17 protein-coding genes are annotated in these 12,028 nt (G+C 56.0%); all 17 read right to left on the bottom strand.

The genetic code is table 11. The features are described 5' to 3' along the window. Positions 1-4 precede the first annotated feature (4 nt). The 17 genes from Q9295_RS10080 to Q9295_RS10000 all read right to left on the bottom strand — a co-directional run bounded on the left by Q9295_RS10080 (position 5) and on the right by Q9295_RS10000 (position 11,805). Positions 5-178 carry a hypothetical protein gene (locus Q9295_RS10080; protein WP_306680435.1) on the bottom strand — a complete coding sequence of 58 codons (174 nt, stop codon included), beginning with the start codon at positions 176-178 and terminating at the stop codon, positions 5-7. A 130-nt stretch (positions 179-308) separates the two neighbouring features. Further along, positions 309-1,061, bottom strand: coding sequence for an FAD-dependent thymidylate synthase (locus Q9295_RS10075; RefSeq protein WP_306680434.1), 753 nt, complete (start codon positions 1,059-1,061; stop codon positions 309-311). A 1-nt stretch (position 1,062) separates the two neighbouring features. Beyond that, positions 1,063-1,380 (bottom strand): hypothetical protein, encoded by a 318-nt coding sequence (locus Q9295_RS10070; RefSeq protein WP_306680433.1) that lies wholly within the window; start codon positions 1,378-1,380, stop codon positions 1,063-1,065. Between the two features lie 167 nt (positions 1,381-1,547). After that, positions 1,548-1,751 carry a hypothetical protein gene (locus tag Q9295_RS10065; protein ID WP_306680432.1) on the bottom strand — a complete coding sequence of 68 codons (204 nt, stop codon included), beginning with the start codon at positions 1,749-1,751 and terminating at the stop codon, positions 1,548-1,550. After that, positions 1,748-2,305: a dATP/dGTP diphosphohydrolase domain-containing protein gene (locus Q9295_RS10060; protein ID WP_306680431.1), complete on the bottom strand. Its 558-nt coding sequence runs from the start codon at positions 2,303-2,305 to the stop codon at positions 1,748-1,750. Before Q9295_RS10060 ends, Q9295_RS10065 begins: the two co-directional genes overlap by 4 nt. After that, positions 2,287-3,045, bottom strand: a complete 759-nt coding sequence (locus tag Q9295_RS10055) for a hypothetical protein (RefSeq protein ID WP_306680430.1) — start codon at positions 3,043-3,045, stop codon at positions 2,287-2,289. Before Q9295_RS10055 ends, Q9295_RS10060 begins: the two co-directional genes overlap by 19 nt. Further along, complete coding sequence (locus Q9295_RS10050; protein ID WP_306680429.1) at positions 3,045-3,293, bottom strand: hypothetical protein; 249 nt, start codon at positions 3,291-3,293, stop codon at positions 3,045-3,047. Before Q9295_RS10050 ends, Q9295_RS10055 begins: the two co-directional genes overlap by 1 nt. A gap of 249 nt (positions 3,294-3,542) precedes the next feature. Then, on the bottom strand, positions 3,543-5,336 hold the full coding sequence (locus Q9295_RS10045) for a DNA polymerase (RefSeq protein ID WP_306680428.1): 1,794 nt from the start codon (positions 5,334-5,336) through the stop codon (positions 3,543-3,545). A 46-nt stretch (positions 5,337-5,382) separates the two neighbouring features. Further along, a complete protein-coding gene (locus Q9295_RS10040) occupies positions 5,383-5,523 on the bottom strand; it encodes a hypothetical protein (RefSeq protein WP_306680427.1) in 141 nt (46 codons plus the stop codon). 1 nt (position 5,524) lies between these two features. After that, positions 5,525-5,965 (bottom strand): TerB family tellurite resistance protein, encoded by a 441-nt coding sequence (locus Q9295_RS10035; protein ID WP_306680426.1) that lies wholly within the window; start codon positions 5,963-5,965, stop codon positions 5,525-5,527. A gap of 11 nt (positions 5,966-5,976) precedes the next feature. Continuing rightward, entirely contained in the window at positions 5,977-6,240 is a 264-nt protein-coding gene (locus Q9295_RS10030; protein ID WP_306680425.1) for a hypothetical protein, read from the bottom strand. Then, a complete protein-coding gene (locus tag Q9295_RS10025) occupies positions 6,240-7,730 on the bottom strand; it encodes a toprim domain-containing protein (protein WP_306680424.1) in 1,491 nt (496 codons plus the stop codon). Before Q9295_RS10025 ends, Q9295_RS10030 begins: the two co-directional genes overlap by 1 nt. 508 nt (positions 7,731-8,238) lie before the next feature. Beyond that, entirely contained in the window at positions 8,239-8,682 is a 444-nt protein-coding gene (locus tag Q9295_RS10020; protein ID WP_306680423.1) for a RusA family crossover junction endodeoxyribonuclease, read from the bottom strand. After that, entirely contained in the window at positions 8,682-9,287 is a 606-nt protein-coding gene (locus Q9295_RS10015; RefSeq protein ID WP_306680422.1) for an ssDNA-binding protein, read from the bottom strand. Before Q9295_RS10015 ends, Q9295_RS10020 begins: the two co-directional genes overlap by 1 nt. 2 nt (positions 9,288-9,289) lie before the next feature. After that, the gene (locus tag Q9295_RS10010; RefSeq protein WP_306680421.1) at positions 9,290-9,538 is read right to left on the bottom strand and encodes a hypothetical protein; all 249 of its coding nucleotides are present in this window, start codon (positions 9,536-9,538) and stop codon (positions 9,290-9,292) included. Between the two features lie 91 nt (positions 9,539-9,629). Continuing rightward, positions 9,630-9,878, bottom strand: a complete 249-nt coding sequence (locus Q9295_RS10005; RefSeq protein WP_306680420.1) for a hypothetical protein — start codon at positions 9,876-9,878, stop codon at positions 9,630-9,632. A gap of 160 nt (positions 9,879-10,038) precedes the next feature. Next, positions 10,039-11,805: a DNA-directed RNA polymerase gene (locus tag Q9295_RS10000; RefSeq protein ID WP_306680419.1), complete on the bottom strand. Its 1,767-nt coding sequence runs from the start codon at positions 11,803-11,805 to the stop codon at positions 10,039-10,041. Positions 11,806-12,028 lie beyond the last annotated feature (223 nt).

Here is a 12,028-nt window from a genome sequence, read left to right as displayed (position 1 = left end):
GGTCTCAGCCTTTCTTGGCGGTTTTGGAAGGTTTGTCAGCAGCCGGGACTTCGGTTGCTGGGGGTTGGTCGAGCAGGTCAGCGGCTTTGTCGATCAGAGCGGAATCCGGGTTATTGCCCCAGAGTTGGCGCAGTTTGTTCGCGGTGTTCCGTAGGGCAGCAATATCTTCAGGCGTCATTTTTGATCCTTCTCTGGGATTTGGATGGGGTGTTTACATTCGAGACACCGGACAGAGAGGGTGCCTGAAATGATGCGGAGAGGTCGCCACCCGCAGGGGCAGCGAACCTTTGTTTCGACGTAGTAGAGCTTCACGAGCGGGTCAGCGCCTTCCACGAAACCGGAAAGAGCTTGCTCATGTGGTTAGCGATGATGTCCACAACGTCAGCGATTTCGCCTTGGGCATGTTTCCGGTCAGACCGTTGGTTATAAACTCTGGCCCAGCCATAGAGGCTGTTCGAGATGACGGCCTCGGTGTAGGCGCCTTGAGGCAGAACGAAGCGGGCTTGCTCAGGGCAGACCCCGAGTTCCAAGAGAGCGTCATAAGCCCTCACAGCGCCATCCGTGGCAGTGCCATAAATCAGGTTCAGGAGGCACTGACGGTCCTCAGGGAACTGGGAGCCAGAACCCTGCTTCACATCCTCGGCCCGTTTCCGCCAGACAGGCTCATGCACCTCGGGTGTGTAGTCCACATAGCGGCGGCTGACTTCGCTCTCGACCGTGCCAACTTTCGTCTTGAACAACTGCCGCATGATCGGGATGGTATGCTTGATGCGGAACTTAGCCCCAATGCCGTTGGCAAAGGGTGCCCAATGCTCAGGCATGTGTTTGACTTCGTTCAGGATGGCGATGATCTGCTCGGTCTCTGAAGTGGCCTTCAGTTCGAGGATCAGGTCGTTCCAATAGCCTTGCTTACAGCCCCGAGCGAGGTAGCCAATCAGGCGTTGGTCTTCGAGGCTTAGGTTGCCCAAATGGTTAAGCGTAGACTGCTTGTCGAAGCTCACTCGGGCATTATTCACCACGTCAAGGTCGCTACCCCAGTGGTTAAGGAAATCGACCTGCATCTCAGGCTCTCCGCTTGTTGTGGTAAACTTTGAACCGAGCGACCTCACGGCCTTTCTTGGCCTCTTCGATCATCTTGGTGATCGTCTCAGCGATGTCGGTCAGGTTGTCGGCTAAGTCCTCGTAGGCATAGAAGACTTCCTCACCAGCGCCCTCGGTCGTGAAGGCGTTGATGTCGGTTTGGAGACCTTGGATGAACAGGTCGTCGTCAAGGGTGAATGTCCCAAGAACAACCCCCGAGTCCTTGGACGGAGACAGGGTGATTTCGACTTCGCCGTCTTCGTTGATGTCCCAGTTGAAGTTCAGCTTGATGTCAGCCACTCGTTCTCTCCATTGGATTTAGTCTAAAGAAGGCTCCCCGCACGGAGTCGAACCGATTGCCCCTCTTGGCCTAGAGGGAGGCTTTGCCCACAGCACTCTTTGGGGAGATGATGGGCGGGCTTGTTTAGACACGTTGCCCCGCAGCCGTGTGGTCCTAGGGAGCGACCCTAGTTGCCCTGCTTACGCTCGACCCGGTAAACCGAGTTGCGCGTATGGATGATGTCACCCTCTTGCTTGAGGATGCGAGAGGTGCTGATCAACGTCCCGTCAATGAAGCGACCCTTGGTATCCCCATGGATGTAGCCCACGGCGATACCCCAGTCGGTGATGATAGCATCCTTGATCGTCCCGTGGATTTCAGGATCGCTCATGCCGCCACCTTGGTCTTGGTGTTGGCTGCGATGAAGTCATCCAGAGGCTTACCAATCTTCGGTCGGTCGTCGTTCAGGGTGCCTTGGGTTTCGGCATCCAGAATGATCAGCAGACAGGCGATGGCGTGAGCGAGGTGGTGGACATTGGAGTCCTCAGCCCGGTCATTCCCGTGGAACCATTGGTTCAAGTGGCGCTGGGCGGCATCGAAGTAGACCGAGCCGTTCACAGGCTGTTCACGCCAGTTGAAGGGGCCATACTTCTCCGCACCATCCGCCATAGCCTCCCCGGCCATGTAGATCGGGGCCATAGGGACGAACCGGAGGGAGGGCTTCAGGGAGCCTATGGCGTCCTTAGGGTTGATCCCAGCGGTCGGTTGCCCAACCTTCTTGAAGCGGTGTGGATACCACCCAGATTCATCTCCATATTCATCCCATACACAACAGAACCCATTCGCAATTCTGGTGATCGTATAGAGATTGCCGTTGTGCAGGCGGGAGGTAAGGGGGTCCTTGCTCACGCACTCGACCAGATCACCTACCTTGAAGGTGTCCATAGCTTCGTTTCCTTGGTCTCAAAATTGTAATCGCCGTGACGTAAAATCCGAGCCAAGCGGGCCATCGTTAGGGCATCGTCCTTGGTCATCTTTGCGTCGATGAAAGCCCGCTCAACAGCAGGCCACATGACATCCAATGGGGCAGGGGCTGGTATGACCTTAGCGGCCTTCTTCGGCCCCACTCCGGGGATGCCTTTGTAATTGTCGATGGTGTCCCCGGTCATGGCTTGGATCAGCCAGTTCCAGTTAGCCTCGTCCTCGTTGTAGGACGTGAGTGACCCTTGGGTCTTCCCATGTGAGGCTGGGGTGAACAACTGACAGGGAAGCGTTGCGAAGTCCTTGTCGGCAGAGACGGCGAGACGCATGGAGGGGTCTTCAGTGACCCTAATGCCGATCAGGTCGTCGGCCTCCATGTCGTCTTCCCAGATGGTAGCCTGAAGCTCCATCACTTCGTCTTTCAAGGGGAAGAGGACGGGGTGAGGCTTGATGTCCTTCCGGTTGGCCTTGTATTCGGGATACAGGTCCTTCCTGAAGGTTCTACCCTTGGACACAACCAAGAAGTAGTCATCCAGCTTCACCGCCTTCTCGACATCCTTGAGCCACTTCTTCAGCAGCATGTCGAACATGGTCATTGCCTGACGCACGTCTCTCATAGGTTCACCATCGAACTCGTCGTCGCAGAACGAAGCTGCCCGATAGAGCAGAATGTCGGCGTCGATGAACGCGGTGATCTTTGCCATCAGTCGATCAGCACCACAGCGTAGTGGGTGTCGTATTCGTCGTCGGGAGTGACATCCTCAGCGATGATCAGGTGATCAGTCTCAACGTCATCAGCCCACTTCACCCAGACGATGCCGTCGAAGTCGGTCTCGTCACCCAGACGGGCGATGACACCTTCATCTTCAGGCTTGCCGGGGCCGCTGTAGATTTTGAAATTGAACGTCGAGCGGGGTTTGACCTTGCGGCCAATTAATTCTTGGGTATCCATTTCTCTCTCCTTTGGATGTGATCTAATGCAGACGCTCAAAGTCGCTGTTGGTCAGCGGCGAGGTCTGTCTTCCGTCTTTGAAGTGGACGAGGACCTTGTAGCCCAGCATCTCTCCTTGACGGCGGTGAGGGCGAACACTGGTCCCTGAAACCTTGTCGATGTGTTGGCGGGCCACCATAGTCGCAGCCCGAGACGCAGCCCCCTCCGATACGAAGAGGGCCGTTGTTTGTTGCGAGGGATCGAAGAGCATCAGTGAGTGTCTGCCCACGATTTCCCGATGTCAGCAGACCCAACTAAGGGGCAACGGACTTTCAGGAGTTCCCCGGCTCGGGTGATGGACTTTTGACCAATCTCAGCCACCAAGGTCGAATAATCAGGATCGACCGATAGCTGGAACTCGTCATGGACGTTGGCGCAGTAGCTTACCTTCTCACTCAGACCACGAACCTCAACCTCTTCATCGAAGACAATCAAAGCCTTCTTCATGATGATCGACCCATTGCCTTGCAGCAGGGTATTCAAGGCGGCGTGGTCGGACAGGTTGGGTATCCATCGGCCATCCAAACCCGGTAGGGCGTTCTTGGACTGGTGGGTCCGCTTACACTTAGCCACCAACTCACCGAGACCTGTAATCCCAGTTTGCAGCTTCGCACGAAGGCCCGCTCCGAGCTTCGACGGGGACGCCTTAGGTGCTGGTTCCCCAGCCTCCTTTAGATCGTCCAACATAATCTGACCCAGCTTGGCGTCTCCGGCGCCGTAGCAGAAGGCGTAGATCATGGTCTTGGCGCTGTCCCTTGAGAACAACCCAGCGGCTCTTTGGTTGACCGAGTGGATGTCCGTCTTCAGTTTCTTGTCGCCGTTATGAACGGTGTCGGCATAGGAGCCGCCATCATAGGGAGCCAAGAAGTGGGCCAGCATACGAAGCTCAAGACCCTCAGCGTCAACACCAACCAAGTCGTCACCAAGATCGGGCAGGAAGAGTTCCCTCAGCCTGTGATCCGAGTCCACCTGAGCCATGTTAGGCTTGAAGTGGGACATCCGGTGGGTCCGTGCGCCCAGAGTGTTAATCTGGCCGTGTAAACGCCATCCGGTGTTGGTTTGAGTTGCCAGCTTGAGCCATGCGTTCTCGCCGTCAGCGATCATCCCCAGCTTCTTACCCGTCTTCATGTAGGCAGCACAGAGCTTGGCCTCAGGGTAGGGCAGGGCTTCCAAGATAGTCTCGTCCACCTGAGGCTTCCCCTTGGGGGTCTTAGCCTTAGGCTTCCAGTCATACTTGGCGATCAGGCGCTGGGCGATTTGGTCCCGAGAGCCGGGATTGAAGACATCCACGTCATCTTTGAGCCGCTTGAACTGACCTGTGGCCTTGTCCCTTTGGGTCTCCGAGTAACGGGGTGTGATGATCGTCGGGAAGGCTTCCTGAAGTTGGTCTTGGAAGTCCCTCTGTTCCTGTCTGAACTGCGCCTCAAGCTCTAAGGCTCGGTCGTAGTCGAACCTAAACCCATGCTGGCGCTGTTTTTCGATGCAGTAAGCAACATAGAACTCAAGCTCACAGGCGTCCTTGTATTCCTCGTAGAACTTACCGAACGACCGGAACTTGCGGTGGACGCTCCCCTTCCATGCCTCCTGCAAGATGCGAACGTCTTGCTTACCATAAGTCACCATCTCAGCAGAGAACCGCGAGAAGTCCGTATGATGGCCCTTGGGGAAGCCTAGACCCTCACCAAGTTCGGCAAGGTTGTGCCGCATGGAGGTCGAGTCCATAAGGCGACTGATGATCAACGTGTCGATGATCTGTTCCCGACGAAGGGTGCCGGGATAGAGCTTGTTAATGGCAAAGAAGTCGAAGCCGAAGGCGTTGTGGAAGACGACCTTCTCGGCTGATTTCATACGCTCCAAGCCCTCGTTAAGTGAGGGGAAGCCCTTCTGGTCTGCATAGACCTCAACTGTTCCGTCAACACCACTGGCAAGCTGGAAAGTCCACATCTTGGTGATGTCGTCTAGGAAGTTGTCCCCCTCGCAGTCAGCGAAGAGAAGTTCTGTCATCTGTCCTCAGGGGATTTTGGGAGGGACCTAAGCCCCTCCCTTTGGATCACATCCGATTAGCCTGATAGGCCACGATACCCACCATAGCAGCGCCAAGGATAACATCCATGACCATGCCTGCGGTGAATTGAAGGCCAACCAAGGCCATGGCCCCGTAGACCCAAGGGTTCTTCAGGTATTCCGGCATCTCAGAGGTCCAGATAGGTGCTGAGGTTCAGGTTCAGCGTCTTGGCAATCTTGCCTAGAACGACCTTCTCCTGCGGCTCCATCTCGCCGTCCGAGTTGGAAACGTCGATGGCGATGACCAGCAGCATCTCAAGGTCTTCGACCGAGGAACGTGCTTTGGCTTCTTCGATTTCACGCATCAGGCCCAGACGGCCAGCAGCCCCGGCTTTCGCCCGCTTCAGCATGGTGTCAGCAATGCGCTCAATCTCGCTCGACTTGAAGGATTTTGAGAGGACCGGGTGGTTCTCAAGGGCGGCGAGGACCGCGACAACTTCTTCATCTTCGATGTCCCCGTCAGCAGCGGCGACAAGGGCAGCAGCGGCGGCGATACCTTCCAGCAGGTCAGTGCGGCCTGAAAGGCGCGAAAAGCCACCGCTCAGTTTCTCAAGCATCTTCCCGAACATCATCTCTCTCCTTATGTGTTGTCGGTTTTGTTTGATCCCCTGAGGTATTCGCTCAGGTGGATTACGGTGTTGCCATCTTCATCGACTTCGACCCCATCCTCAGGGACACCACAGTCCAGAACGGGGTCGTTGTTGGTGACAAACTCCACAAACTCACGGGCCTGACAGATGACCCCATCGGGGTAGCCGTCTTTGATGCTTGCGTGAGCTTGGATGGCGAGTTGGAGTGCGACGACCCTGACCTGATCAGGGACGCCTGCTTTAGATTGATCCATTAGAACTCTTCGTCCTTCTGAGGTTTCTCGAAGCCCATGACTTCAGGTGGGATCACTCGTCCGGTTGCGGCCAAGTAGCCCATAGGGAACGTGACCCCGGTGGCTTGACCCGTGTATCGGTCCTTGAGGATGCGGAAGGTCGTCGTGTGACGCTCTCCTTCGTCCTCAGCCTGTTGGTTACGCTCCAAACCGAAGAGGTAGAACGACCAGAAGCCAATGGACCTTGAGCCTTTGAAGTGCCGCACCGCGATCCTACCGCCCTCTTCGTGAGGGGTGCCGTCAGGGGTCGTAAGGTGGGAAACAAAGGTGATGATGACGTTTAGCTCATTGGCTAGGCCAGCAAGCTCTTTCATGATCTGCTCAAGGCTTCCCTTCTCGTCAGCCGTGTCGGCCATAGCCGTCAGGTGATCAACGTAGAAGATACGGGTCCCCTTGGTCATGTGGACGTGCCTGATCCGGGTTTTGACCTCGGTCCAGTCAGTCTCACCAAAGGAGTCATAGAAGGTGATCTTGCCCCGTAGCCTGTTGGCGGCTTCTCGGAGTTCATCCAAGGTCCATCCATCGTCAGGGACGTGGAAGCGTCGATCAGCCAGCTTCCCAGCGATCCGTTTGACGGTCTCAGTGGGCTTCTGTTCGAGGAAGAAGACCCCCACGTTCAGACCCAACTCAGTCACATCATAGGCGATCTGCTCAGTTAGGAAGTCGGTCTTACCGCCGCCAGTTGGTGCGCCAATGCCATAGATTTCACCGTAGCGCCGACCATAGGTCAGTTTGGTGAGCGTCTTGAGGAACCAAGGGAGACCCCATTCGATAGGCTTCATGGCCTCTTCGATGATGTCATCAACCTCAACCAGCCCAGAAGGACGGACACTCTCTGCGTTGCTCACAGCATGGATAAAAGCCTTCACATCCCCAGCGACCAGAGCTTCATTCAGGTCCTTGTATTCGCCGGGTAGGGCTGCAATGTGCATCTTCCCCGGAGAGAGGATGCCTTTACAGGCTTCGAGTGCGTTCTGCCCTGCCTCGTCATTGTCGAAACAGAAGACCACCTTCTCGAAGCTCTCAAGCAGTGGCACGTTGGCCTTGATGGCCTTCGCGGCAGCCGCAGCGCCGTTAGGGATCGACACCACGTCCCAGTTCTTACGAACCTCAGCATAGGACATGCAGTCGATGGCCCCCTCAGTGACCATGAGGACCTTGCCGCCCTTCTTGATGGTATGCGAACCGAACAGTCGGTCCCCAATGTCACCAATGACAGCAAAGTTCTTGTCCTTATCGCGGAGCTTCTGACCAACAAGGTTCCCCTCGCCGTCATAGAAGTTTTCGATGTGGACCGTCTTCCCCTTCATCTTCGCAATGGTCGAGTCGGGGTGACAGGGGTAGTCGTTGGGGACGGTGCCTACTTGGTAGTGGAACCGCTTGCAGACCTCAGCGGAAATACCACGCTTGGGGAGGGCCTGACTTTCCCCGACGATCCGGGGCTTATCCATTTTGGTCTTCCTTTGGACTGATCCACTGGAAGAAGCACCCTCTACGGGGAAGTTACCGTCGCAGGCGAAGCAGTGTATCCATCCGTTGGAGTAGAGTGCTGCTCGGCTTGTCCCTCCGCACTCGGGGCAAGGACAGTTACGCACGAAGCGGCCTTCTCTGGGTTCTTCTTTCGCCATGTGGGGTTTCTCTCAATGCGGCCAAGCACTTCAGAGCTTTGGCGCAACTTTCTGGCTGACAGGAACGGAGAGACGAACTTCAGGAGTTCTCGGGAGTCATCCAAGTTCATAGTCCGGTAGATATAGACCGGACCCTTGGTTCTCTTCGTGTCGTCAATCTTGATCTGACCTACGCCCACGGTCTCTTGGAACCGCTTCAGTAGGGCTTCGTCCACGGAGTCGATCCGAATGACGGCCCCTCCGGTTGGGAGTTGCGCCCGAGCATCGAACACCCCTGAGGCCCATGCTCTAGCCAACGCTAATTGGGCCTTGGACTTCTCAGGTGTCTTGGTCATTGGTGAAATGCCTCGTCAACTAGGTCGTCCACATCACCTTCTAAGGCTCGTAGTCGGACCTTCGTGTGGGGTTCCTCTCCCTCCCTTGCGAACCGCTTCAGCACTGTCAGGTGGACGATCTTGCAGTCATCCTCCCAAAAGCGGCGGTTCCCGTCCTCGTCGGTAGCCTTGGTCATGCAGTCCAGAGGCAGCTTGGACAGGTTGTCCACATCAGCCCTATGGGTATTTGACTCCGATGTTTTGTATCGGGGCATGACAAACAGAAGTTTGACCTCAAAGAGAGCCTTAGCCGCTAGGGCAGGGACCTCTTTGAGATATTTCTTCAGGAACTCGACGTAGGCCGTATGGCGGGCAGGGTAATAAGCCATGCCTCGTGCCGTGACCTTAGGACGGGATGCAGGGACGGGTTCGGCCTTGATGTCAAAGCCTACCCACTCCATCAGAAGTCTTCGTGTCCTTCACCACCACCGCCACCAGCGCGATAGCCATCTTCATCCTCGAAGCCATCGGTGTCCGGGCCACGGTTGAACGAAGTGCGCTTCTCAAGCAACTGGACGGTGCGGAGCCGGAGGGTGATACCGCTGTTAGCGCCATTCTCGTAAGGCTCAGCCGCGAATTTGATCTTCACGATGTCGCCGCCGAAAATCTTCACATCCGGTGGGAGGTCCACACGGGCGGAGTCAATCTGACCCGGCTGGAACTGGGTCTTCGCCTTGAAGATGATCTTACCACGGAATTGTTCTGGCCGTTTCGACTTTCCGGTCGCGGGGTCAACAAGGTATTCATCCTCGTCAACGTCCTCGGGGAACTCGAAGGGGTTGTGGAAGACCTTCTTCAGCTTCACCCCGGCCTTCTTAGCCTCGGCTTGAGCCGTTGAGATGATGCCGTCGATCCACGCACGGTTGTCTTCGGTGTCGTCCAAAATACCCGTGATGGCATACATTGCAGCAGCCCCCTCTTTGAAGGGCGCTTGGGGTGCCGAAAGGAAGCACCACATGGCCTCAACCTTCGGACTGACGTGGGTTTTGAACTCGAATCTTGCCATTATTATTCCTTGATCAAGCTACGCAGGTTGTCCTTGACCGCCGCTGCCTTCACCACCGCTGCGTCGATGGCGTTGTTCATTTCAGACAGCTTGTCGATTTTGCTCAGGTTCTTCCCGTGCTTATCGACCTGCTTTTCCATGTAGCGGTCGAGCTTGTTGATGGACTTCTTGAAGTCGCTCAGGATGGAGTCCAAGGCATTGCCTCGTCCCAGCGTGAGGACGGTCAAGAGGACCGTCATGAGTTTGTTCATCCACTCTCTCCGTTGGATTAGTCCAAGATAAAAAGCCCCGGCACTAAGGCCGGGACTCATGATGTTTCAGGGGGTGTCCCTGAGGCAGCGATTACTTCTTCGCCGCTTGTTCGCGTTGTTTCGCTTGGCGCATCTCTTCACGCTTGTCTTCGCCGGGGGTGCTACCGTGGATGCGGCTGTAGGTTTTGCAGCCCGGTTCAACGAAGTTATAATAGTTGGTCCCCTCGACCAGCTTGCCTTCGCAACCGTCGAAGTTGACGAACTGGGGCTGTTCGTTTGCCCTCACAGCGGAGCCAGCCAGTGCCAGTGCCATCGTCAGCGTAAGGGTGATCTTCTTCATGGTGTTCTCCATCGTTGGCCCACGGGCCTTTGGATTTAAAGGTTGGGATTCTTGCCCTGTGTCAGTCCGTTTACGGTGACACTTCAAAGGCTGAGCTTGGACCGATCCATTGGAGCGATCCTTACCCTGTGTCAGTCCTTTTACGGTGACACTTTTGTCCTCAAGAGAAGCAGAACTCGCTTCCGAGGATTTCATTCAGGTCAAACTGACCCAACTGAGGCGGCTCAGGCATTGTCAGGCCGCTATAACGCTCGACCGACTCCTTCCAGCGTTCCAGATAGTTGTCGGCATACATGTCCACGATTGACTGAAGCAGGATTTCCCGCATCAGACTCATGTGGGCAAAGTGGCAACCAAAGCTGTCATGGATCATTGAGAAGTCTTTGATCCCAGCATCAGCCATCCGGCAGGTCGTGATCTGAAGGTGCGAAGCATCGCAGCTATGGACCACGTTTGGCGGGGCCGCTGTTCCCATCTTCTTTTCGTCCATCCCGATCCGGCGAAGGAAGTCTTCTTCGTCCTCGTCAGCCGTGGGTTCTTCGTAGACGTAGAACTTGGCAGAGAAGGATTGGATGCGTTTCTGGATGACGTTCCGATAGGCTTGAGTCACCTTGGACCCAGCCGGGGTGTCCCAGATCAGGGGCAGACCAGCTTGGGCGCACTTCACGGCACAGGCTTGGAACCAGCGTTGCAGCTTCCGGCCCTCAGCCATAGTGGCGTCAATGGACTCCATGATCAGGTCCCGCATGTATTTAGCAGCGTCCCAGCGGTCCCGCTCGACGTGCTTGTCCTTGATCATGAACTCAGCAACACCATACTCCGTGACCCCATAGGGAACCGTCATGACAGCCCGTTTGACCACCTTGCGACGATCACTCGGGTTCATCATCTTAGGCACCCACTCAAGCGCCACAGCCTCTCCTTGGGCGGCATCCTGCTCGACCCTTGCCCATACCCGGTCAGCGACCTCCATGTAGAGGTCGAACCGTTTGTTGCCTGTCTTCTCAGCCGAACGGCAGTTGGTCGCGGTGGCCCCCACAAGGTCCCGAGACATGATAGACAGGTGTTGAGCGCCGTTGCAGGAGCCGTCGAGGTTCCCCGGCAGTTTGCTCATGAAGGACTCAGGGTCACTTGAGCGCATTGCCCAGACCCACTCATGGGCCACAGCAAGGAACTGGAATGGGGAGTCAGCCTTGAGCCAGCCCCGGTTGGTATAAGGATCATCGACCCAAGCCTCGCATTGCTTGAAGAAGGTTTCCTCAGAGGCAAAGCGGAAGCGGTCAGCCGGGGATAGCTTGTCCTCACCCCATTGTGAGGCCACGGTGAAGCCCATCCAGAACACCCCTTCCTTACCCAAACGGCATGGACGGGCAAACCGAAGAAGACCTTTTGAGAGGTCATTGGATTGCGGCGTCAGGTCGGTCGGGATCGGGTAGATGCGGGTTCTGAAGTCGAGGTTGTGGGGGAAGTAGAATAGCTCGAATTGAGCCATCTCCCTTGCCATCTCAAGGATGCGTTGGGTTGCTCGGTATTCGCCAAGCTCTTCCTCCCAGCGGGTCAAGGCTCTTGCCCTCTTGGACTTGAACTCTTGCTTGGCCTTGGCCTCTAAGCCTTCCCAGACCTCCTTGGTCATGTCGTCAAAGATCGGGTCGTAGGACCTTGGGTCCACGGGTTCCTCAACTCGGAGGATCACTTCCTCTTCGCCGTGGGCCGTTAGAGTTAGGTTGGCGCCTTCCTCAGCGATGCGGGTGATCAGATCGAACATCATAGGGTTGATCTGCCAAGGCGTGTCTTGGATGTGATTGACGGCCTCCACGGTGTATCCAGAGAGCTTCGTCATATCCTTTGCGGTGTGGGCGTTTGGCCCGTAGCCCCGAACCAAAGGCTCAGGGATCATGAAATAGCCGCCTTCATATTGAACAGTCATGCTCAAGCCTCGAAATTCACGTTGGGATTGCTTCTTGCCGCTTAATGGGCAATGCGCTGGGCGATGCTCCGTTGGATCACGTCCAATTGAGCCTCTTGGGAGGTTGATAGGTCGCCTTTCTGTGTCCGCAGACAGTCATAGTCGCTGAACATACGGGCGAAGTTTTGGGGGTCGGCGTAATATTCCTCCCAGTCTTCTTCATCGTAAGACTTCAGAGGTTTCT

The sequence above is a fragment of the Pseudogemmobacter lacusdianii genome (assembly GCF_030848395.1).
Classification (GTDB): Bacteria; Pseudomonadota; Alphaproteobacteria; order Rhodobacterales; family Rhodobacteraceae; genus Pseudogemmobacter; species Pseudogemmobacter lacusdianii.
Note: the sequence above shows the minus strand (reverse complement) of the source record. Positions and strands in the feature narration are given on the sequence as shown.

What these genes read in the sequence shown, in the direction of transcription:
- Q9295_RS10080 (WP_306680435.1), bottom strand. Translation starts at nt 178, where the DNA reads ATGACGCCTGAAGATATTGCTGCCCTACGGAACACCGCGAACAAACTG.
- Q9295_RS10075 (WP_306680434.1), bottom strand. Translation starts at nt 1,061, where the DNA reads ATGCAGGTCGATTTCCTTAACCACTGGGGTAGCGACCTTGACGTGGTG.
- Q9295_RS10065 (WP_306680432.1), bottom strand. Translation starts at nt 1,751, where the DNA reads ATGAGCGATCCTGAAATCCACGGGACGATCAAGGATGCTATCATCACC.
- Q9295_RS10060 (WP_306680431.1), bottom strand. Translation starts at nt 2,305, where the DNA reads ATGGACACCTTCAAGGTAGGTGATCTGGTCGAGTGCGTGAGCAAGGAC.
- Q9295_RS10055 (WP_306680430.1), bottom strand. Translation starts at nt 3,045, where the DNA reads ATGGCAAAGATCACCGCGTTCATCGACGCCGACATTCTGCTCTATCGG.
- Q9295_RS10050 (WP_306680429.1), bottom strand. Translation starts at nt 3,293, where the DNA reads ATGGATACCCAAGAATTAATTGGCCGCAAGGTCAAACCCCGCTCGACG.
- Q9295_RS10045 (WP_306680428.1), bottom strand. Translation starts at nt 5,336, where the DNA reads ATGACAGAACTTCTCTTCGCTGACTGCGAGGGGGACAACTTCCTAGAC.
- Q9295_RS10040 (WP_306680427.1), bottom strand. Translation starts at nt 5,523, where the DNA reads ATGCCGGAATACCTGAAGAACCCTTGGGTCTACGGGGCCATGGCCTTG.
- Q9295_RS10035 (WP_306680426.1), bottom strand. Translation starts at nt 5,965, where the DNA reads ATGTTCGGGAAGATGCTTGAGAAACTGAGCGGTGGCTTTTCGCGCCTT.
- Q9295_RS10030 (WP_306680425.1), bottom strand. Translation starts at nt 6,240, where the DNA reads ATGGATCAATCTAAAGCAGGCGTCCCTGATCAGGTCAGGGTCGTCGCA.
- Q9295_RS10025 (WP_306680424.1), bottom strand. Translation starts at nt 7,730, where the DNA reads ATGGATAAGCCCCGGATCGTCGGGGAAAGTCAGGCCCTCCCCAAGCGT.
- Q9295_RS10020 (WP_306680423.1), bottom strand. Translation starts at nt 8,682, where the DNA reads ATGGAGTGGGTAGGCTTTGACATCAAGGCCGAACCCGTCCCTGCATCC.
- Q9295_RS10015 (WP_306680422.1), bottom strand. Translation starts at nt 9,287, where the DNA reads ATGGCAAGATTCGAGTTCAAAACCCACGTCAGTCCGAAGGTTGAGGCC.
- Q9295_RS10010 (WP_306680421.1), bottom strand. Translation starts at nt 9,538, where the DNA reads ATGAACAAACTCATGACGGTCCTCTTGACCGTCCTCACGCTGGGACGA.
- Q9295_RS10005 (WP_306680420.1), bottom strand. Translation starts at nt 9,878, where the DNA reads ATGAAGAAGATCACCCTTACGCTGACGATGGCACTGGCACTGGCTGGC.
- Q9295_RS10000 (WP_306680419.1), bottom strand. Translation starts at nt 11,805, where the DNA reads ATGACTGTTCAATATGAAGGCGGCTATTTCATGATCCCTGAGCCTTTG.